Genomic DNA, 18,650 nt, shown 5'->3' on the forward strand with positions numbered 1-18,650 from the left:
GGCCTCATGGGCCTCCCGGTCGGGCTCCTCGGCAACAAAACAACCCCCAGCGCCGGCCGCGCGAGGCCCGGTCCTTCGGCTTGGGGGACGGCTTGCCCACCTCGCCCCGGTACTCCGGGTTGCGGCGCAGGAACTCCCAGGCCCAACCCGACGCCGACAGCCTCACCGTATCGGCATAGTCGGCAGCGGACCGCCAATCTCGCATGTTCGTCATCGAACCGTCTCATCACAGGGGAAGGGACGGATGCACATCCACGCGCCAACGTTGCGGATCGTTCCCGCCGACGCTAGGCCGGTGGCGCCGATCAGGGGATAAGCGGCACCGGACCACCCCGATCGGCTGGAGTGTTTAAATGGCTGATCTTTTTGGCGAAACCGCACGTTGCAGACGCCGCTGTAGCCCAACCAAGCCGAACGGCAAAGACGGGTTAACTCGGACCAAGCAGGTGGCGGTAGCCATTTTCGGTCATCCAACGGGCGCGGGCGAGATGGCTGTCATAGGCGCGCCGGGCGCGCTCGGGTTCCTCGTCCGGGTCGATGCGCAGCACGATCCGGGCGACTTCATCCGGATCGGCGCCGTCGGCGGCCGCGTCGAGCAGGCGCAGATAGGTGACCAGATGGAGGCGGTCATAGTCGGTGAGGGCCTCCCCGGTCGGCGCCTCGTCGAACACCGGCGCGTCGATGCGCGGCTTGCTCATGCTGCCCCTCCGGCACTGCGTCCGGCACCGGCTGCGGACTGCAGGCGGGAGCGCGGTCGAATGGGAGATCTACCCCGTGGAGACCTTTCCCGCAATAAGGCTCCATCCTGGCGATGGAGGATCTGCCCGACATACTGGCCGCGAACATCCGGCGCCTGCGGCGGGAACGGGGCTTTTCGCAGGAGGAGCTCGCACACCGTTCGGGCATCGACCGCAGCTATCTCGGCCAGATCGAACGGGCCGAGCATAAGGCGACGGTGGTCACGCTCGGCAAGGTGGCCAAGGCGCTGGCGGTCCTGCCGGGCGATCTGCTGACTTTGCCTTCCGGTCACCCGTACCTCTCCGAACTGGCCGCAATCCCGCGCCCCGATGGCGACGTCAAGCCGTAGCATACATGGGTATGCCTCGACATTCTGACCACCATCGCTTCGGAGCTGAACGGTCGACGTCACCAATAGTGCCCGGCCGGAAGCCGACCAATCCGGAAATCCGCAACGGCGGACATCCGGATTTCCGGAAGCGTTGTTTATCGGCTTGTCGCGCGGGTCGGCTGACTCGGATGGAAACAGCGCCTCAGCCGGGCGCTGCTCTCTCGGCAGCCCGGATCGCGACGGCGGTGGCCATTTGCGTCTGCCGGGCCATCAGCGCGTTCAGTTCCAGCAGGGCCTGGGTCCGTTCCCGACGGGTCAAGGCGCAGTTCTCCAGTTCAGCACGCAGTTCGCGGATTTGGCGGTCGACGGTCAGCATCGCTCCCTCCTGTCAATGAAAGACAGCAGGCCGCCGACGATGACGGATCGGGCCGAGTCGAGGATCGCCGCAGGCGACCGGCCGGGCCGGCGAGCGGGGGAGCCGAAATGCGCCAGCATTTTGGGGGAACCGCTCGTCCTCGAGGCGGGCCGGGCCGGCATGGTAAGATGGGAGGTCGGAAGAGATGGATAGACGTGTTGGGGATGGCATCGCCCTTTCCCTTGTCAACGTCCTCCAAGGGCCTACCTGCGGCGGAATCGCAGCGCCCGGACGGGAGCGCTGCGATCCACCTGGACCTCAGCGGGACCAGATGACGGCGTATCCGCCCTCGACCTCGACGAGGCTGCCGTAGATCGGCGCGGGGAAGCTCGGGTCGTCCAGCTTGACCGCGTGGTAGGGCCGGCCTGTCTCTTTGGCCGCCTTCCGCCAGCCGGCACCGATCTCGATCGGGCCGCACATCGCCCGCAGGTCGGGCGACTTGTCTCTGTTCTTTTCGGCAGGAACGAAGCGGACCTTGATGTTGAGGGTGAGCGTCCTGATCGTCCCGGTGAAGGAGCCGTCCTCGATGCAGGTGAAGGTTCCGATCTGTGCCATCTGTCGTCTCCGCTGCTGGCTTCGACCGCGACCACCGCGGCCTTGATGGCGATCGGACGGCGCCGGGCGGCCGGCCCGCACCCGCCAGGGCCGCAGCGCAGCGCAGGACGGTCCGGAGCGCCGGCTTCTTGGCTCGCGAGGAGCCGCGCACAGGCGTCAGCCGAGCACGGCGGGGAAGAAGGCGGCGCTCCGACCGTTGCGGGATCGAGGCCGGGCTGCCAAGGCAGCCGGACCCGGCGTGAAGGTCGCCAGCACCAGGAAGGTCGGGGTGGCCGGTATCTAAGGCTGCGGCGATGGGGAGACCAGGACGGCACCGGTCAAGAACCCGCATGTGGACACAGATGGTGCCGGGATTCCTGCAACCACAAACTTTGGTCCGGGCCGCTGGAAGTGGGCCGAACTATCGACCCTCGCCGTGATAGCGTTGTCGGCGTGATTGCCGAGATGGAGACCGGTCGCGTGGCCCCTGAGCAATGCCGGCATTTGCGCAACCGTCCCGGCTGGTCGCAGGAAATGCTCGCGGGGAAGGCAGCCCTGTCTGTGTCGGTGGTACGGCGGTCCGAAACCGGCCGGGAATCGTCACGGGGCACTGTCCCGGTCAGCCTCCGCCGGGCGTTCGAAATCGCCGGGGTCGATGTCGCGCATGTTTGACGCGGAGCGGTGAACGACAGGAGTTGATGCTGAGGCGGCGGATGGTTGAGCCGAGGTATCGCATGACGACTGCATTGCACCTCTGCCGCGCCGCCAAGTTGGCAAGCGGCCGACGGCGTTACTCCTGGCCGCGGGAGACGCGGAACCAGTGCTCGGCATATTGGCGGCAGAGCTCCGCCTGGACCGCGTCACCGGCGCGGTCCGCCTCCGCCGCCCGGCTCAGCCACTGCGCCTGCTTCTGGACTGCCGAGCCGCCCATCCGGTTCGCCGGATGCACATCGGTCTGGAAGGCTGGGCGTGGACGCGCCCGGAAGGACGGCTTTGCTCCGCGACGGGTTGGGGACTCGAACGCCATGGTCCCATAGGTGCTCCTCATCAGGCCGAACGGTGGAGTTGGACGGACGGTGTGATCCTGTACCCGCTGCCGGACTTGTGACCCGTGCGCACCTTCCTTGCGGTCGGCTTTCAGCCGTCCCCGCCGGCCGGTGCCAGCAGGAAGGCGACATCCTCAACGCTCAGGGTATCGGCCTCGGCTCCTTCATGGTCGTAGATCGCCTCGCCCAGCCGGCGTTTGCGCTCCTGAAGCTCCAGCATGCGCTCCTCCACCGTGCCGGCGGTCACCAGCTTGTAGACGAAGACCGGCTTGTCCTGGCCGATGCGGTGGGCGCGGTCGGCGGCCTGATCCTCCACCGCCGGATTCCACCAGGGATCGTAATGGATCACCGTGTCGGCCGCGGTCAGGTTCAGCCCGGTACCGCCGGCCTTCAGGCTGATCAGGAACAGCGGCACCTCGCCCGCCTGGAACCGCCGCACGGGTGTCTCCCGGTCCCTGGTCGCTCCGGTCAGTTCGACATAGGCGATGCCACACCGCTCCAGTTCCGGCTTGATCAGGTCGAGCATCGAGGTGAACTGCGAGAACAGCAGGATGCGCCGCCCGTCCGTCAGCAGGTCCGGCACCATCTCCAGCAACCGGGCCAGCTTGGCCGAGGATATCCCCGCAGCCGTCCGACGCCGTGCCGTCTCCAGCTTCACCAGCCGCGGATCGCAGCAGACCTGCCGCAGCTTCACCAGCGCGTCGAGGATGGTGATCCGGCTGCGGCCCAGCCCCTTGCGCGCGATCTCTTCGCGCACCCGCTTGTCCATGGCAAGCCGGATCGTCTCGTAGAGGTCGCGCTGGCCGCCGTCGGGCTCCACGGTTTCCAGGATCTCGGTCTTGGCCGGCAGATCGGCGGCAACCTCCTCCTTGGTCCGGCGCAGCAGGAAGGGACGCAGCCGACGGGCCAGCACGCGCTGGCGCTCGACATTGCCATGCTTCTCGATCGGGGTTCGGAAGTTGCGGCGGAAGCCGGTGCGGTCGCCGAACAGCGACGGCAGGCAGACGGCGAAGATCGCCCACAGCTCGTCCAGATTGTTCTCAACCGGGGTGCCGGTCAGGCACAGGCGCTGGCGCGCCTCCAGCGCCTGTGCCGCCTTGTAGGACTGGTCGGCGGGGTTCTTCAGATATTGCGCCTCGTCGAAGATCGCCATGTGCCATGCTCATCCAGCCGCAGCACATAGACCAGACGGGTGCGGACCGTTTCGGGATAGGCGTCGCCGGCATCGAGCGCCGCGGCCTCCTCCAGCCGGGACAGCAGCAGACGGACGGCTATGGAGGCTTCCGGTTCCCTTCAGGGCCGAAGCTGGAGCCGTGGCCGGGCGGGAGCCGGCCCAGGAGAGCAAGGCGGCGGCAACATGCTTGCAGTTGAAGCCGACGGGGCAATCGCAGTCCCCACCGACTGAAGTGATCGCGCCGTTGCGCAGGACCAGACGAATGTCTTGGCTGTACGGCGACGGCAACGACCCGCGGACCTGTGCCGTCACCCGGACGGTGCCGTCCTGTCCGGCTTCGCTGCGAGGGGCGGAGACCCGACCCTGACGATGGTACTGCTCGCCCCGAGTGAAGGAGCCGGTATCGAAATGCCGGCGCAGCATGGCCTGGGTGATCACACGGAGAGATCCCACCGAAGGGTCTTCCGACACGGCGCCGCAAACGGGTTGGACATCTACCGCTCCCCCCTTCTCCGTTCCATCCGCGGGCCCTGCACCGCCTCCGATAGCCGGCCGGCCGGAGCCCAGCCACCGGCGGACCAAAGTACCCTGCCGATAGCGGGACTGTCATGTGCCCGGGCGAACCGGCGGTGCAGTCGTGTAGAGCGATCCGGGATCAAGAGACGCTGCGTGGCTCGCGGCAGGGATCGAAGCCGAAGGCCGAGACACCGTAGGTGGCTCGGTTCACGAGAGCCCGGTACGGGTGCGCAGCCCGCGTAGCCGCACCCCGTCCTTCATTTCCGCCTCAATCCACAGCCTCTCTACCCGATCCCTTATGAGGCTGCTTTGCGCCATGAGCAGCCAGTGCCGTTCAGCGCAAGCCGGCACGATGCGCGACCTTGACGCCTTCCGCCCGTCAGGGGCGCGTGGGACGATATCCGAATGCCCGGCGCTGTACCTTACTCGAACACGGCGCCACGCGGGCCGGTATCTCCCAACGCCATTTTGACGAAGGCGTCAGCCGTCAGGTCCGCGTCGAGCAGCGCGCCATGGTGGGCGAAGCGATCACTCCGGTCGAGCCACAGCCGATCACACAGCGCATCGAGCGAGCCGGACGCACCGGGGAAGACCGCGTGCGACATCTCCTTGGTACAGATGAACCGGTCCGCTGAGAACGTGTCGGCACCCCATGCGGCGCGTCCGCAGCGCGCGAACTCGTAGTTCAGGAAGTCCATCTCGTTCTCATAGGCATGCGCCACCAGAAGATCCTCTCCCAGAAAGGCGAGAAGCGCGTCGGCCACCTCGGAAAAGCGGGGCGCCGCCTTCAGGTCGGCGGGCCGGATGCCATGCACCTTGATGGCGTCGGGATGGAGAGGGGCGTCGGGATTGACCCGGGTTTCCCAGCTGCGCGCTTTCCTCCAAGCCTGGCCCTCACGGATGATCTCGAGACACCCGATCTCGATGATGATGCCGGGCTGACGCAGGCCCTTGGGCGCCTTACGGATGTCCTGGAGGCTCGGCAGCCGCCGTCCGGTCGTCTCGATGTCGATCGCGACCAGCCGGTCACGTCCTTCCCATGGCTGCATGCTCATTGGGTTCCAATCTTTCAGCGGGGGAGCCACCCGTGGCACGGATGTGAAACAAGGGCAACGCTCCGTCACGACGACCAGAGTAGCATGGCAAAAGCGCCGGCCGCCGATCGGCGACACCACAGTCACAAGCGGCCGGCCCATTCCGCCGAAGCTCTTGATCCTGATAGGTCAGGATCAAGAGCCGCTGGTATAAGGCATGATGGCCGCGCCATGACCGACGCGACCAGTGGCGAGCAAGGAGTATCGCTGTGAAAATTCCCGGCCCCGAGCATCCCATCACGATCATCCCCAACCTGAATCGGATCCGTGTCGTCTTCGCCGGCCGGGTCGTCGCCGAAACGGCACGCGCCCTGACGCTGACGGAGGCGAAGTTGCCCGTGGTTCAATATGTTCCCCGCGCGGATGCCGACATGACAGCCTTCGAGCGCACGGCGCACACGACGCATTGCCCTTACAAGGGCGATGCCACTTACTACAGCCTGCGCGTGGGTGATCGCGTCGCGGTCAACGCTGTTTGGACCTACGAGACTCCTTATCCCGATGTGGCCGCCATCCGCGAACATTTGGCGTTTTATCCGGAACGCGTCGATTGCATCGAAGAGCACGCGGCCACCTAGCGGCAGCCGGCGGAAGGCTCCGCATGCGGTGTGGTTCTCATCGCAATGCGCCCTGCGTCTGCTCCTGACCCATAGCGGACTTTTACCCACGACGGCAAAGCGCCAAGAGCCGACATGGGCGAACACTAGAAGCGGATATTCAGATCTGGGCATAGGCCTAGTTACGGCAATGCGCGCATGCCTTGCGCATCCACAGCTCTAAGGCTATAACCGAACGACGACCGTCTCACGCTTACAGGTTAATATTTGCATGAACGGACTGCCAACCTGGACTAAGCATCCTTCCGGTATTGTTCCAGAGAATGAACACGAACGGCGGACTCTCGAGTACGGTGACCTCCTTCAAGCTACGGCTGGCGAATCTGATCGTGGCCTTGTGATCACTGCCGCCGCGCATGTTGAAGTATACCTCGAGCGGATTTTGAAGGCGTTCTTGATCGACGATGCTGATGTGAAAGAGCTCTTTGAAGGACCGTTTGCACCTTTTGGATCGCTCTCAGGTAAGATCAAGGCTGCGCGGCTAATGGGACTCATTACTAAGGAAGAGGCCAAACGAGTCGACGCAATGCGCAAGGTCCGCAATATTTTTGCTCACGAGCTCAATGCGAGCTTCGATCACCCGGATGTAAAGAAGCTTTGTGCGAAATCTCCCATCAAAGATGGTCGTCTCGCGGATCGTGACGCATTCCTCCATATGGCGATGAATACTGTTATCCACCTGATTTACAGAGACATTGGGGTGGCTGCTTCCCATAAACGGAAGCCGCTAATGAACGAGGATCGAGAGAAGCTGGATAGTTATCGATCTGTTCGCGATGAATAACTACTATCGCTGCACTTAAATTGCGAGATGCCGCTGCCTTCCGGCCCGAGGTTAATTGATCTTACCCGCGTCCGCTATGGGTCAGGACAAGCCGGGAGGAGCCCCCGTTGCTGGAGGCACTCTCCCATTGCTCGTCGAATCTCGGTCTGCTCGGCCAGCGCCAGAGCGTCCTCGACCTCGATCCCCAGATAGCGGACCGTGCTCTCCAGCTTGGTGTGGCCGAGCAGGAGTTGGATGGCGCGCAGATTGCCGGTTCGCCGATAGATCAAGGTCACTTTTGTTCGGCGCGTGGAGTGGGTGCCATAGGTCGCGGGATCCAGGCCGATCTCACTGACCCAGTGATCGACCAGACGGGCGTACTGACGCGTCGAAATCGGTCGGTCCGCCCGCACACGGCTCGGAAACAGGTAATCGCCGCTGCGAGCGCTCCTCCGCCCAATCCACGCGCCCACCGATTCCCGGGTCTGCTCGGTGATTTCAAACTGAACCGGCCGGCCGGTCTTCTGCTGCACCACGGTGGCACGGGAGCGCACCGAGCCGTTCAGCGCGACATCGCCGACCTTGAGACGGACCAGATCACAGCCCCGCAGCTTGCTGTCGATGGCCAGATCGAACATCGCCAAGTCGCGGACCGCATCCTCCAGCTGAAGGCGAATGCGAATTCCCCAGACATGCTTCGGCTTGAGCGGAGGCTTCGGTCCGATCAGGCGGCCTTTATTCCACGGGACCCGTCCTATCTGAGTATTATGGCTCATCCTCGGTCTCCTCATGAACATGCGCCTCTCCGATCAGCGGAGGCCGCTTCCACAAGGGTCGGATGGATTATCTGAGAATTCATTCATGAAAAGTTCCCAGTGTACATACAATAGTATGCGTAGATGGCGTCGCGGCGCCGTTTAGGGGTGCCCCCTTTGTGTCTTGGCTATTGAGATTTCCAGCGAAAGGAGGGGATAATTGCATAATTCTAGTCTTGGAATGATATTGCATGCCCGACATAGCTCTTGGCCAAACTGGCTTCAGTTTGAATGATGCGTTGGGATTGCTGCTTGGCAAGCACGACCGCTTCGAGCCGAGAGTGAGGAAGGCGACATGGGCCGGGGTAGCCGGCTTTCCTAGGGTGAATACGCACTTTTATTACTTGAGCTTCCGCGATGGTCTGCCCACCGTCAGCGAGTTCGCCGAGTACCTGAAATGGCAAATGGTGCCATTCTGTATTCCACGCCGCGACCGCGCCAGGACGGCCAGTATGGTCGCGACGGCGACCGACGATGCCGAGCGCACCATGCACTTCGTGAGACAGTTCGAGAAAGCGCGCGATCTTTTCATCAAGACAAGAGAACAGCAGAGGAGGGCTGGCGAGCCGGGAGAGCTGATTCTGTTCGTCCTCCTGGAGTGGGCACTGCGCGCCCCACAGCTGGTCTCCAAGATGTACCTGAAAACATCCGCGCAGATGCCTGTCCATGGCACCGACGGGATTCATGCCGGCATGCACGAAGACGGGAGCACGCTTCTGCTGTACTGGGGAGAGTCAAAGCTCCACAAGGGATTGTCGGATGCGTTAGATTCGGCTTTCGAATCGGTTGGCGAGTTCGTCATGAACGCCGACAGGCGCAAGCGCGAGATCGACATCGTCCGTGATCACATGGACCTTGGCGAAGACCAGCAGGCGTTCCGTGGTGCGTTGCTCGACTACCTCGATCCCTACTCTGAGCAAGGGAACCAGAGGCGCGACGTGTTCGCCTGCTTCATAGGATTTGACTACGCCAAATATGAGCAGCTCAGGAGGTTGCCGCCGGACAAGATCGAGGCTGAATTCGCGCGTGCGTTCGACAGCCGGGTGGCCGGGATGCTCGACCTTGTTGGGAACCGACTCTCAGCGAAAGGAATGGACGTCGTAAACTTTGAGTTCTTCCTGCTCCCGTTCCCCTCGGTCGCCGACTTTCGGATGGCGTTCTTCCAGGCTGCAGGAATAGCCAATGCTGAATGAACTGGCAGATCGAGTCTGGCGCAATCCCAAGTTCCAGTCCGAGCTGTCCGTGCTCGTGGCCAACCGGGTCCGCCGTTCGGCCATTGGGACACCCCCTCTGTCGGAGGCCACTGACGAGGGAATGGTCGTACGTTTACTCCAATCCGCTACGATCCTGGCACAGTCGGCCAAGCGCGTCCATCGGGAGGGGGCATACCGCATCGCAACCGCCGCCTTCACGCTGCACGGAGGCGAATTCGGTGGATTGCATGACCTGCTCTACGTCGTCCTTTCCCGGTTGGGCAATTTCCCGGCAATGAAACTCAGTCATGGAGTAGTGGAGCCGCCGGGGACACTCCCCTTTCCCGTCATGTTGGAGGCCGTCCACCGGTTGGATGGGAATACTGTGTGCATCCGTGACGGCTTACCTGGGATCGCGTTGACGGACTTCCAGCGCGAGGTGTGGGATGCGTTAGACCACGGCGTGTCGCTGGGGGCGTCGGCGCCGACCTCGGCCGGTAAAAGCTACCTGTTGCAAGCATTCATCAGGCGAATCTGGGCGGCCCCACGCCGCCCTCGGGTGGCCTACGTTGTTCCCACCCGCGCTTTGATCAACCAAGTGTCGGCCGAGTTAGCCGAGTCCTTCCATGGCGATGGTTTTGACGACGTCACGATCATTACCGTTCCCCTCTCCGCTGGCCAGGAAATCCCGATCGACGCACCGTTCGTGATGACCCAAGAGCGCCTGCAACTCATCCTGACGGTGCATCCGGAAATTGCCTTCGACTTCGTTATCGTAGACGAGGCGCAGTCTGTAGGCGACGGTTCGCGTGGCGTAATCCTGACCGCAGTCCTGGAGGAGATGCTGCGCCGGAATCCGCGGATGCAATTATTCTTTGCCTGCCCAAACGTCTCCAATCCTGACGTCTTCGGACGGCTCTTCGCTCTTAAGAACTACCGTCACCACCACAGCCGCGACGTGACGGTCGCCCAGAACTTGATCCACCTCGACCGTTCGGACTCCAACCCACTCCGCGTGGACGTCTCGTTGAACCGGATGGGACGCAAGCTTCCCCTCGGGCGGCTACGGCTTATGGAGGAGGTGACGACGATCCGGCAGGCGACCGTCCGGCTGAGCCACATGCTCGGGCAAGGTGGCCAGAGCCTTGTCTATGCCAGCGGGCCATCGGAGTGCCAGAACTTGGCGGCGGGGCTGGCACGTTTAGAAAGGGCGAAGGCCGAGCTCGAGGGCGCTCCGGAAGCAAGCGAGCAGCGAGTGCAGTTGTCAACTTTCGTCAAAGAGGGCGTCCATCCACAGTTCGCACTGGGCGACGCCGTCCTAGCCGGCGTCGGATTCCATTACGGGGCCATGCCGCCGCCCGTGCGGCGTGCGGTCGAGGACGCGTTCCGAGACGGTGACCTAAAGTTCCTCGTGAGCACGAGCACATTGCTGCATGGCCTCAACCTCCCGGCCCGGAGCCTGTTTCTGAACCGCCCGCGGCGGAGTAGTACGACCCCGCTCGGGGCGGTGGATTTCTGGAACTTGGCAGGTCGGGCCGGCCGGCTTGGCAAGGAGTTCGAGGGCGACGTCTATCTCATCGACTACGACCAGTGGGAAAACCGTCCTTTGGAAGGGGAACGGGAAGCAAAGATCCGCCCGACCTTGGATGAGCACATCCGCGACCGGGAATTAGTCGCCTACATCTCAGATCCGGAACGCAAGCCCGACATAAAGGGCAACGACCCGTTCGAGAACACGTTCACGAAGCTGTTCTCCGACCACCGCGCTGGCCGGCTTGGCGTGGCCCTGGACCGTTTGGGTGTCCCGCCCGGTGCCGAGGTGCGCACCCGTTTGGCCGAAGCCCTGGCCGGAGCCGAGGCTCTCGTCACGCTGGACGAGGGCGTAATACGTGCCAACCCAACGGTTTCCGTGTACCGCCAGCAGCGCCTCTATGAGCACCTTGTCAAAATCATTGACCGCGAAGGGCCAGAGCGGCTCATGCCCATCCACCCATTCAACAGGGGAGCCTACTACCGATTGGCTGATATCTTCAAGATTTGCCACGACCAGATATTCCAGTGGCGCTCCAAGGACCGCCGCCACCTGCGCGCGGCGGTTTTCTCCCTGCCCTGGATGCGCGGTGACCCGCTTTCGAGGATCATCGACGCCAACTTCAAGTTCGAGGTGAAGCGGACGCCCCTATACACCATGGACCAAGCAATCCTCGTGACTCTCAAGACCATTGAGACAGAGGTGCGCTTCACCTATGTCCGCCTAGCCGGCTGCTACGCCACGCTTCTGCGAAGGGCGCTGTTGGACCGGGGCTACCTGCAGGTGGCGGAGCATATCGTTCCAATCCCGCTTTTCCTGGAAATGGGAGCCTGTTCCGACACAATGATCTCGTTCATTGGCCTGGGGCTGTCTCGCATCTCGTCCCGAGAACTAACTAGGGTGGCGAGGCGATTCGATCTCGGGCCGAGCGAGGCGAAGGCGTGGATACGCGGTCGGGACCTCAGCGAACTCGGCATCTCGCCGATCATCCGGCGGGAGGTGAACCGGGTGCTGGGCAACGGGTGAGGGGCGCGCAATAGTGAAGCCGATCAGCCCTAACAAGGCGGCGTTCTGTAGCTGCTTACTCTGCCTCAAGGTTAGCGATGTCACGCTGAACGGCTCGGTGCGCTCCCGCCCGACTGCGGTGCAGCAGAAGACCGGCCACCCGGTCCAGTTCGAGATCACCGAACAGACCCGAGAATCGGTGAGTACCTGGATTTGACCCAAAGCGGGCCATCGGAACGCCGAAGCCACCGTCCCCTTTCCCCTCACCCATACCGGCGGCTCGCGTCCCAAAGTGCGCTGAGGCCTACTGGCCACGCTGATAGAGCTCAGCGACCCAGGGTGAGTGATGATGCTCCTGATAAACGAGGCACAGCTCTTTGCGCGGCCGTGTCACACCTACATAGAATAGACGCCTCGCCTCGCGCAACGCACGGCCACTTTTTCTATCGCGCCAGTTTGGAATGTCGCTATCATTGATCCCAAATAGGACAACGGCATCAAACTCGCGGCCCTTGGCACTATGGAAGGTACTCAAAGTAACGCGGCCAGTGCCTTCAATACGGCCAGAGAAGGTGTTGAGCGGCATGTCGCGACCCTGCGTCGGATCAGTCCGCTTCATCATATCTAGGCAGACCTCCCATTCTTGGTGAGGGTTGCGGGAAATGGGCTGCCATACTGCGATGAGTTCACGGCAAAAGCGGCTCAGCCAAGCATGAGTGGTCTCGCCTGCATCAATGCCGCTGCGTAGAAATGCCAATAGCTGGCGCGACAGCGCCTGCGCTTCCGCCTCGCTCGCGCGCCCACCATAGACCAGACTGAGTGCTTGACCGAGCAGTCTGCCGTAAGGTGGATCGGCAACACGCCATCCGCCTGTCACCCAGCCAGCGCAAGCCTCGGCGAACCGGGCTAAACGTGAGCTACGGTTCACTAATGCGTTAACGTCAGTGCGGACAAAGGGAGTATCAGCATGTTCGAGCGATTCGACAACTATATCGCCGAGCCACGCGGCACGATAGAGGATCGCGATTTGCTCAAGTTGGAAACCGCGGCCGAGCAATGTTGGCAAAACGGTCTTGGCAATATGTTGGGCCTGCAGGCTATGCTCGCCTTCTACTGGCCAGAAGGTCAACTCACCATCATGTGCGCCTTCGACACCGCGATAATCACGGTCCTCACCAAGCGCTCCCAAGGAGGCGCGAATGATCTTTGCACCTGAGCGATAGTTGAGTCGAAGACGTATTGTCCGGATATCAGCTCGATCGGTGAGGCTTTCCAACAGTTCAGGATTGGCGCCTGTGAAGCCGTAGATCGACTGATCAGCGTCACCGACCGCGAACAAGCGGATGCCACTCTCGAAGCAGAGCAGCAGAACCAGTTCGTGAAGTGCATGACCTAGATCTTGGTATTCGTCGACGAACAAGACGGGAAAACGGGCGCGTAATGCATCACGGATCCAGGGATGATCCTTGATCATACGGAAGGCGATGAGCGGCATGTCATTGAAATCGATTAATCCATTGCGCCGCAACTCGGCTTCATAAGCCTCAATGAAGTCAGCAAGCTCAGGATTTTGTCCGCGCCAGACGGGCAGCCTGCGATCGACATCACGGCGCCGTTTCTCCTCAGCAAAGAGCCAGCGGTCGTGCGGGTTGCCCCCGTTTCCGAAGACTGCTTCATGGGCAATTTCGACGGCGGCGCGGCACTCGCTACGAGCCGCGACGCGAAAGCGGTCAGGAAGAAGCCCCGCGATGCATCTCGCATAAGGTGCAATAACTTGAGTGAGTGCAAAACTGTGCACGGTGCCAATGAAACAGCGCTCACTGCTCATGATCCCGAGCTTAGCGAGACGCGTTTCAAGTTCCGTCGCACATTCATTGTTGTAGGTGATGCAGGCGACGCCACGTGGATCAACGACATCTTCAACCAAGGTCCGCGCCATGGCAGTGGTTAAGGTTTTAGTCTTGCCGCTGCCAGGACCCGCCAGGACTACACAATGCCCACGCTCATGCGCTGCATCAAATTGCTCTGGATTGCGTTCGAGGTCCGCGAGCGCTCGAGCCACCCCGACATACTTAGACACGGGATGCCACGAACTGTATGGCCGAAGCGATATAGGACGGCGGAGTCAGACCGGGCAGCTTCTTCACGAGCTTCGCACTCAGGCGCCCCTTACCGATATCGGCGATCATTGCGAGGAGTTGGTCGGGGTCAACGGCTGTGCCCGAACGCCAAGCGACAATGCGCGCAGTGCGCTTAGGACCGAATCCCTGCTCATCAAGAATGCTCAATAACGCCTCCGATAGCTTTGGCGTGTTCGCGACAGCGACCTCAAAAGTTAAATCGTTCAGGAAGATGCCAGACTGTGCCCAGCCGGTGGCGAAGCTCTGGAAGTCAGCTGCTTCCCAGCTCGTGCGTTCCGCAGGCGTCAGCGGAGCATTCCCGGACACCGTGCAATAGGCATCCCATATCTCCAGCGTCCGTGCTTTGCCGAGCGGTGGCTTGGTGCCGTCGAGCGGATCCCAGTCGGTGACGACGGCGAACGGCAAGCCGAGACTGCCAGCAAGTTTCACATAAGGTGTAAAATTTGTGCCGGCGACATTGCAGACGGTAATACCGAGCTGGTCCAGGTTATAGCCCAGTGCATCTGCAAAGCTAGGCAGTAGCGCCTCCTCAGCGTCGCCTTCGACAAAAATAACGCCCCGCGCGAAAAGCAACTCGGACCGGGTCGCGGTTAGGTAGCGCTCGATATCATCAAGTTCATCAGGCGTCACAGGCACCGCAGCAAGTGAATAGGCTTGGGATGTACCACTCACCGACCGCAAGCTTACGATCGACCGCAACGGCGCAATCGCGGCGAGAGTCGGAGAATGACTGGTGACAATCAGTGCTTGGGCAGGATCGGCATCTTGGAAGAGCTTATCGAAGACGGCGCGCTGGAGTTGAGGATGAAGATGCGCTTCAGGTTCCTCAATACAAAGTAGCGAGTAGTTGCGTTCGTTCTTGGAGCGTCGCCAAGAAAATTCGGCCAGCTTCAGTGCAACCAGCGCAACATTGGCGGAACCTAGACTGGCCTCAGCAATGCCGCGCTTACCATTATCGATAAACATAGCAATTGAGCGAAAAAGACGGAGCGGATCAGCTGGCGCAAAGCGCAAACGCGCATTAAGATCGTGCGCAGTTCCGCTGAGGTTAAGGATTCCCGTCCGCAAAGAATTCTCGAGCGCCTTTACGGGTGGAAAGCTCTCCAGCTTCTTGGTCGCAACCTCAAGATCGGCGGCGACACCCATTAGGTCTGTGCGGCTAACCGACGCGACCGCATCTTCGAGCAGCGGCCGAAGCGGAGAGTTTCGCCAGGAGCCAAGCTGACCTTCGGCGTCACGCAAGGCATCGAGCATATCAAGTGCAATCCGCCGGCGTACCCGACTCGGTACCGCACGAGCTTCATCGCCGCCGCCGTAAACAATGAATTCACAATCCTCGCCAGATTGTGGAATTCCAGCGATATCGGCCTTCTTACGATAGATATAGCTTAGACGCGCGACGGTAGGATCGTCGCTGGTGCGAAAGTCAGTTAGCAGGGCAACCAGTGCGTCGTCAGAATCAAAATCTGCAAAATCGAGATGGACTTCGATCTGCGGGTTCTGTTTCTGGTCGCAGCCGTCCCAATAATCCGAAAGTTTCAGTTGCCGTGCGGAGTCAGGAAGGGTTGGATCAAGTACCAGCCGAATGGCGAAAAGCAGATTGCTCTTGCCGACGCGGTTCTCGCCCAATAGCACAACGTTACCGATAAGCGGGATATCGACCGTAGCAAAGTTGCGGAAATTACGGACAATAAGTCTTGCTAAGCGCATGCCGCCTCTCCGCGCACCCTATCTATTGAATATAACCAGAGATGCTATGCAACCATAGAAAGTCAACAAGGATTCGCGAAGCGTGGTGAACAGGAGGGAAAAAGCCGCTAGACACCAAAGCTGCCCCGCCCCATCTTTGGCGCTGACCCGCCGAACCAGAATGAAGGGCCAGGAGCAACTCCGGAGCCAGAGTCTACTTTCGTCGCATTGACTTGAACCGTGTTTTGTCTGGCTGACTACCCGCTTCAGTCGGGTGGATGTCTTTTACTTGAGAAGGAATGGCCCAATCGAGGGCCAAAAGAAGCCTAGGCGCCAAGCCAAGGCTCTCAGGAATGCTCCACAATTACGCAGCTTTATCAAAGGCTGTATCCCCGCTCACGTGCTTGCGGAAGTTTCGCAACTGAGCGAGTCCAGGTGGCACGGCGCAGTCCATTGGGGGACTGAATGTATGTGGTTCATTCTGTTGGCGGCCGTGTGCATATTCCCGTCGAGCGACGAGGCGTCACATACCTGAGCTATCCCGCGGAACATTTCCATACCTTGCTAGCGTATAGAGGCCTGGGACTCGACGCCCAAGAACTAGGACCTGTTAGCGCCTGAGCACCGGCTGCACTCCTGCCTGAATTGTGGAGGGTTGGAGGCGACTGTGCTGACCAAGGTTCATGAGCCCGCCGTGCCTTGCCGCCCGAGTGCTAAGTCCACCTCCACCATGGGGTCGTTGAACGTCCAACGGGGAACCGTGCGGATGCGGTCGAGGCCTGCGAAGACGCTTCCGATGTCCGCGCCCTCCGGCGAGTCCCCCAGTGCGGCGGTGAACTCCTTGCCGAAGCCGTCGAAGCCGTTGGCGTCGACCTCGCACAGGTGGATTTGGTTCCAGTCGACCTTGAACCCAGGATCACGGTAGAGCACCGCAGCGGTCTCCATCGCCCTGAATGTCCCAAACCTGTTTGTCCGGACGAGCTTCGCGGCGGCGGGACCACAATATCTCCGCATGACATCCCTGTACTCCCTGAGATGCGCCGCTCGCACGTCTATGTACTCCAGCGACGCTGGTCGATGAGCTGAGCCCTGCCAGTTGCGGGGCAGCACGAAGGATTCGGGGGTCGTCAGAAGAACCTCCGCGCGCAGCAGGTCCGTCCCGGCCGGCCGCGGCTTGACCACAAGGTCATAGATGGCGTCGGCAGGAACTACGTCGCGGAAGTAGCTCAGCTCCAGATGGCTCCACACTGGCGCGTCCGCTGCGTTCTGGAAGACGGTGCGGTGCCGATAGAGCGCCTGACCGAGGCATGTCTCTCCAAAGCGCCCCCAGTCCAAGGCGCTGTCCTTGAGCGCGGTTTCCGCCCCGGGATCCCGCGCCTCGAGCGTCCGGGCAAGTACGACGAGTCGGTCGTGTGGCTCGATCCGGGCCAGATACGGCTCGTCCGGGGGAAGAATGACTTCAGTCATTGGACACCTCTGTAGCAGACTTCCTACGTGTCGGGGTCTGAGCGCGTTGCCCTCCGGTGGGAACCGGGAGAGCGCCATGCTGAACGACACGCAATGGGCAGTGCTGGGGCCGTTGGTTGAGGCCTGCCGCCCGCATTCCAAGGTGCCGCCCTCGAATCTGCGGCGGACCGTCAGTGCCATCCTATGGCGGCACGAGAACGGGGCCAAGTGGCGCTCGTTGCCCTCTGATCTCGGGCCGTGGTGGATGGCGGCGCAGACCTTCATCCGCTGGTCGCGGCTGGGCGTGTGGGAGCGCCTGCTCGCGCTCGTGCAGGAGCGAGGCGTTCAGCTCGGCATGGCGTTCCTGGACGGCACGAGCGTCCGTGCTCACCAGAAGGCAGCAGGGGCGACCCGAAAAAGGGACTCTCAAGCTGAGCGAGACGCACGTGAAGCGCTTGGGCGTTCTCGTGGCGGCTTTGGAACCAAGGTCTGCGTGATCGCGGACGGCTCAGGGCGGGCGGTTGCCTTCCGGATCGCGCCCGGGCAGGCCCATGAACTGCCGCACGCCGTGCCCTTGCTCGACCGCCTGCCGGCCGTGCCGCTGTGGATCGTAGCAGATCGTGGTTACGCCAGCCACGCCTTCCGCCAGCACCTGCGCGACCGGGGCGCGAAGCCTGCCATCCCGCCCAAGCGCACCGAGCCCGCCTTGGCTTGGCCAGCGTGGGCCTATAACAACCGGAACAGGGTCGAGCGCCTCTGGGTGCGCCTGAAAGAGTGGCGGGCCGTCGCTACGCGCTACGAGAAAACCGCAGCATCCTTCATGGGCGTCCTCTGCCTCGCCGCCGCCCTCGATTGGATCAGGAGCTAACAGGCCCTAACTGCAACAAATACATTCCGTTGAACATGGCGCCCGCAATTGCTTGGAGGCGCTTGGTGAGTTAGCGCGTGGAGAGTATGCCCACCGCTCGCTTCTCAAACAGGCAGTCAATGGCGCAAAGCGAATGGATGGCCGTCCGCCTTCCGACCACAAGCCAAAGTCTGCTCCTGGCGCACCTCAGCCAGTGGGCCGGCATCTCCACCGATCCTCTGGTTCCATCCGATGCTGGTGGACTCTGCCTCGCCGATCCGGAGAGGCACATGTTCACGAGGAGACCAAGGATGAGCCAAGCCTCCCAGGTCGGTCGGATCCCGTGGAACAAAGGTCGCCTGATCGGACCGAAACCTCCGCTCAAGCCGAAGCATGTCTGGGGAGTCCGCATTCGCCTTCAGCTGGCGGACGCGACACGCGACCTCGCGATGTTCGATCTGGCCATCGACAGCAAGCTGCGCGGGTGCGATCTCGTCCGTCTCAAGATCGGCGATGTTGCCCTGAACGGCTCAGTACTCTCCCGCGCGACCGTGGTGCAGCAGAAGACGGGCCATCCGGTCCAGTTCGAGATCACCGAGCAGACCCGGGAGTCGGTCGGCCGATGGATCCGGCTGAGGAGCGGCCGCAGCAGCGATTACCTGTTCCCGAGCCGTGTGCTGCAGATTCCGACTGAAAGCGGCCACGGTTTCCGACGCCAAAGCGGCCAGTGTTCCGATCGCAAGCCGGCCGGCATT

Annotated in this window: 20 protein-coding genes; 8 read left to right on the forward strand and 12 right to left on the reverse strand. The window is 61.9% G+C overall.

The annotated features are described in order from the left end of the window. Window positions 1-4: 4 nt before the first annotated feature. Both FZ938_RS31060 and FZ938_RS17140 read right to left on the reverse strand, forming a co-directional pair. A complete protein-coding gene (locus FZ938_RS31060; protein WP_136703593.1) occupies window positions 5-214 on the reverse strand; it encodes a transcriptional regulator domain-containing protein in 210 nt (69 codons plus the stop codon). A gap of 214 nt (window positions 215-428) precedes the next feature. Continuing rightward, on the reverse strand, window positions 429-698 hold the full coding sequence (locus tag FZ938_RS17140) for a DNA -binding domain-containing protein (protein ID WP_149199665.1): 270 nt from the start codon (window positions 696-698) through the stop codon (window positions 429-431). 113 nt (window positions 699-811) lie between these two features. Between FZ938_RS17140 and FZ938_RS17145 the strand changes: the two genes are divergently transcribed. Next, window positions 812-1,087: a helix-turn-helix domain-containing protein gene (locus tag FZ938_RS17145; RefSeq protein ID WP_149199666.1), complete on the forward strand. Its 276-nt coding sequence runs from the start codon at window positions 812-814 to the stop codon at window positions 1,085-1,087. Window positions 1,088-1,271: 184 nt separating this feature from the next. Here the strand turns inward: FZ938_RS17145 and FZ938_RS30605 are convergent, their stop codons facing one another. From FZ938_RS30605 to FZ938_RS17170, 6 genes are all read right to left on the reverse strand, one after another. After that, complete coding sequence (locus FZ938_RS30605) at window positions 1,272-1,445, reverse strand: hypothetical protein (RefSeq protein ID WP_174757499.1); 174 nt, start codon at window positions 1,443-1,445, stop codon at window positions 1,272-1,274. Between the two features lie 297 nt (window positions 1,446-1,742). Next, window positions 1,743-2,039: a DUF736 domain-containing protein gene (locus tag FZ938_RS17150; protein WP_149199667.1), complete on the reverse strand. Its 297-nt coding sequence runs from the start codon at window positions 2,037-2,039 to the stop codon at window positions 1,743-1,745. A gap of 769 nt (window positions 2,040-2,808) precedes the next feature. Continuing rightward, window positions 2,809-3,045 carry a DUF4167 domain-containing protein gene (locus FZ938_RS17160; RefSeq protein ID WP_149199669.1) on the reverse strand — a complete coding sequence of 79 codons (237 nt, stop codon included), beginning with the start codon at window positions 3,043-3,045 and terminating at the stop codon, window positions 2,809-2,811. 110 nt (window positions 3,046-3,155) lie between these two features. Then, a complete protein-coding gene (locus FZ938_RS17165; protein WP_246799043.1) occupies window positions 3,156-4,217 on the reverse strand; it encodes a DEAD/DEAH box helicase in 1,062 nt (353 codons plus the stop codon). Window positions 4,218-4,226: 9 nt separating this feature from the next. Beyond that, window positions 4,227-4,661, reverse strand: a complete 435-nt coding sequence (locus FZ938_RS31065) for an SWIM zinc finger family protein (protein WP_246458159.1) — start codon at window positions 4,659-4,661, stop codon at window positions 4,227-4,229. A 515-nt stretch (window positions 4,662-5,176) separates the two neighbouring features. Further along, on the reverse strand, window positions 5,177-5,809 hold the full coding sequence (locus FZ938_RS17170; RefSeq protein WP_149199670.1) for a 3'-5' exonuclease: 633 nt from the start codon (window positions 5,807-5,809) through the stop codon (window positions 5,177-5,179). 248 nt (window positions 5,810-6,057) lie between these two features. Between FZ938_RS17170 and FZ938_RS17175 the strand changes: the two genes are divergently transcribed. Continuing rightward, window positions 6,058-6,426, forward strand: coding sequence for a DUF427 domain-containing protein (locus FZ938_RS17175; RefSeq protein ID WP_149199671.1), 369 nt, complete (start codon window positions 6,058-6,060; stop codon window positions 6,424-6,426). A gap of 250 nt (window positions 6,427-6,676) precedes the next feature. Further along, window positions 6,677-7,249: a DUF4145 domain-containing protein gene (locus tag FZ938_RS17180; RefSeq protein ID WP_149199672.1), complete on the forward strand. Its 573-nt coding sequence runs from the start codon at window positions 6,677-6,679 to the stop codon at window positions 7,247-7,249. Between the two features lie 74 nt (window positions 7,250-7,323). Here the strand turns inward: FZ938_RS17180 and FZ938_RS17185 are convergent, their stop codons facing one another. Beyond that, the gene (locus FZ938_RS17185; protein ID WP_149199673.1) at window positions 7,324-8,004 is read right to left on the reverse strand and encodes a tyrosine-type recombinase/integrase; all 681 of its coding nucleotides are present in this window, start codon (window positions 8,002-8,004) and stop codon (window positions 7,324-7,326) included. Window positions 8,005-8,234: 230 nt separating this feature from the next. Here FZ938_RS17185 and FZ938_RS17190 point away from each other — a divergent pair, with 230 nt between their 5' ends. Genes FZ938_RS17190 through FZ938_RS17200 form a run of 3 tightly spaced genes read left to right on the forward strand, consistent with a single transcriptional unit; the run spans window position 8,235 to window position 11,989 of the window. Beyond that, a complete protein-coding gene (locus FZ938_RS17190) occupies window positions 8,235-9,236 on the forward strand; it encodes a HamA C-terminal domain-containing protein (RefSeq protein ID WP_149199674.1) in 1,002 nt (333 codons plus the stop codon). Then, window positions 9,226-11,793 carry a DEAD/DEAH box helicase gene (locus tag FZ938_RS17195; protein ID WP_149199675.1) on the forward strand — a complete coding sequence of 856 codons (2,568 nt, stop codon included), beginning with the start codon at window positions 9,226-9,228 and terminating at the stop codon, window positions 11,791-11,793. The genes FZ938_RS17190 and FZ938_RS17195 overlap by 11 nt, the downstream gene beginning before the upstream one ends. 13 nt (window positions 11,794-11,806) lie before the next feature. Further along, a complete protein-coding gene (locus FZ938_RS17200; RefSeq protein ID WP_149199676.1) occupies window positions 11,807-11,989 on the forward strand; it encodes a hypothetical protein in 183 nt (60 codons plus the stop codon). An 87-nt stretch (window positions 11,990-12,076) separates the two neighbouring features. Here FZ938_RS17200 and FZ938_RS17205 read toward each other — a convergent pair whose 3' ends face one another. The 3 genes from FZ938_RS17205 to FZ938_RS17215 all read right to left on the reverse strand — a co-directional run bounded on the left by FZ938_RS17205 (window position 12,077) and on the right by FZ938_RS17215 (window position 17,069). Beyond that, the gene (locus tag FZ938_RS17205) at window positions 12,077-13,852 is read right to left on the reverse strand and encodes an ATP-dependent helicase (protein WP_149199677.1); all 1,776 of its coding nucleotides are present in this window, start codon (window positions 13,850-13,852) and stop codon (window positions 12,077-12,079) included. Beyond that, complete coding sequence (locus tag FZ938_RS17210; protein WP_149199678.1) at window positions 13,845-15,623, reverse strand: ATP-dependent nuclease; 1,779 nt, start codon at window positions 15,621-15,623, stop codon at window positions 13,845-13,847. Before FZ938_RS17210 ends, FZ938_RS17205 begins: the two co-directional genes overlap by 8 nt. Window positions 15,624-16,283: 660 nt before the next feature. Further along, entirely contained in the window at window positions 16,284-17,069 is a 786-nt protein-coding gene (locus FZ938_RS17215; RefSeq protein ID WP_149199679.1) for a hypothetical protein, read from the reverse strand. A 76-nt stretch (window positions 17,070-17,145) separates the two neighbouring features. On the opposite strand from FZ938_RS17215, the gene FZ938_RS17220 reads away from it, so the two are divergent. Both FZ938_RS17220 and FZ938_RS17225 read left to right on the forward strand, forming a co-directional pair. After that, the gene (locus FZ938_RS17220; protein WP_149199680.1) at window positions 17,146-17,916 is read left to right on the forward strand and encodes an IS5 family transposase; all 771 of its coding nucleotides are present in this window, start codon (window positions 17,146-17,148) and stop codon (window positions 17,914-17,916) included. Window positions 17,917-18,206: 290 nt separating this feature from the next. Beyond that, window positions 18,207-18,650, forward strand: a 444-nt coding sequence (locus tag FZ938_RS17225) for a tyrosine-type recombinase/integrase (protein ID WP_149199681.1), incomplete at its 3' end; no start/stop codon positions are given.

This window comes from Azospirillum oryzae, assembly GCF_008364795.1.
Taxonomy (GTDB): Bacteria; Pseudomonadota; Alphaproteobacteria; order Azospirillales; family Azospirillaceae; genus Azospirillum; species Azospirillum oryzae.

What these genes read in the sequence shown, in the direction of transcription:
- FZ938_RS31060 (WP_136703593.1), bottom strand. Translation starts at nt 214, where the DNA reads ATGACGAACATGCGAGATTGGCGGTCCGCTGCCGACTATGCCGATACG.
- FZ938_RS17140 (WP_149199665.1), bottom strand. Translation starts at nt 698, where the DNA reads ATGAGCAAGCCGCGCATCGACGCGCCGGTGTTCGACGAGGCGCCGACC.
- FZ938_RS17145 (WP_149199666.1), top strand. Translation starts at nt 812, where the DNA reads ATGGAGGATCTGCCCGACATACTGGCCGCGAACATCCGGCGCCTGCGG.
- FZ938_RS30605 (WP_174757499.1), bottom strand. Translation starts at nt 1,445, where the DNA reads ATGCTGACCGTCGACCGCCAAATCCGCGAACTGCGTGCTGAACTGGAG.
- FZ938_RS17150 (WP_149199667.1), bottom strand. Translation starts at nt 2,039, where the DNA reads ATGGCACAGATCGGAACCTTCACCTGCATCGAGGACGGCTCCTTCACC.
- FZ938_RS17160 (WP_149199669.1), bottom strand. Translation starts at nt 3,045, where the DNA reads ATGGCGTTCGAGTCCCCAACCCGTCGCGGAGCAAAGCCGTCCTTCCGG.
- FZ938_RS17165 (WP_246799043.1), bottom strand. Translation starts at nt 4,217, where the DNA reads ATGGCGATCTTCGACGAGGCGCAATATCTGAAGAACCCCGCCGACCAG.
- FZ938_RS31065 (WP_246458159.1), bottom strand. Translation starts at nt 4,661, where the DNA reads ATGCTGCGCCGGCATTTCGATACCGGCTCCTTCACTCGGGGCGAGCAG.
- FZ938_RS17170 (WP_149199670.1), bottom strand. Translation starts at nt 5,809, where the DNA reads ATGAGCATGCAGCCATGGGAAGGACGTGACCGGCTGGTCGCGATCGAC.
- FZ938_RS17180 (WP_149199672.1), top strand. Translation starts at nt 6,677, where the DNA reads ATGAACGGACTGCCAACCTGGACTAAGCATCCTTCCGGTATTGTTCCA.
- FZ938_RS17185 (WP_149199673.1), bottom strand. Translation starts at nt 8,004, where the DNA reads ATGAGCCATAATACTCAGATAGGACGGGTCCCGTGGAATAAAGGCCGC.
- FZ938_RS17190 (WP_149199674.1), top strand. Translation starts at nt 8,235, where the DNA reads ATGCCCGACATAGCTCTTGGCCAAACTGGCTTCAGTTTGAATGATGCG.
- FZ938_RS17195 (WP_149199675.1), top strand. Translation starts at nt 9,226, where the DNA reads ATGCTGAATGAACTGGCAGATCGAGTCTGGCGCAATCCCAAGTTCCAG.
- FZ938_RS17210 (WP_149199678.1), bottom strand. Translation starts at nt 15,623, where the DNA reads ATGCGCTTAGCAAGACTTATTGTCCGTAATTTCCGCAACTTTGCTACG.
- FZ938_RS17215 (WP_149199679.1), bottom strand. Translation starts at nt 17,069, where the DNA reads ATGACTGAAGTCATTCTTCCCCCGGACGAGCCGTATCTGGCCCGGATC.
- FZ938_RS17220 (WP_149199680.1), top strand. Translation starts at nt 17,146, where the DNA reads ATGCTGAACGACACGCAATGGGCAGTGCTGGGGCCGTTGGTTGAGGCC.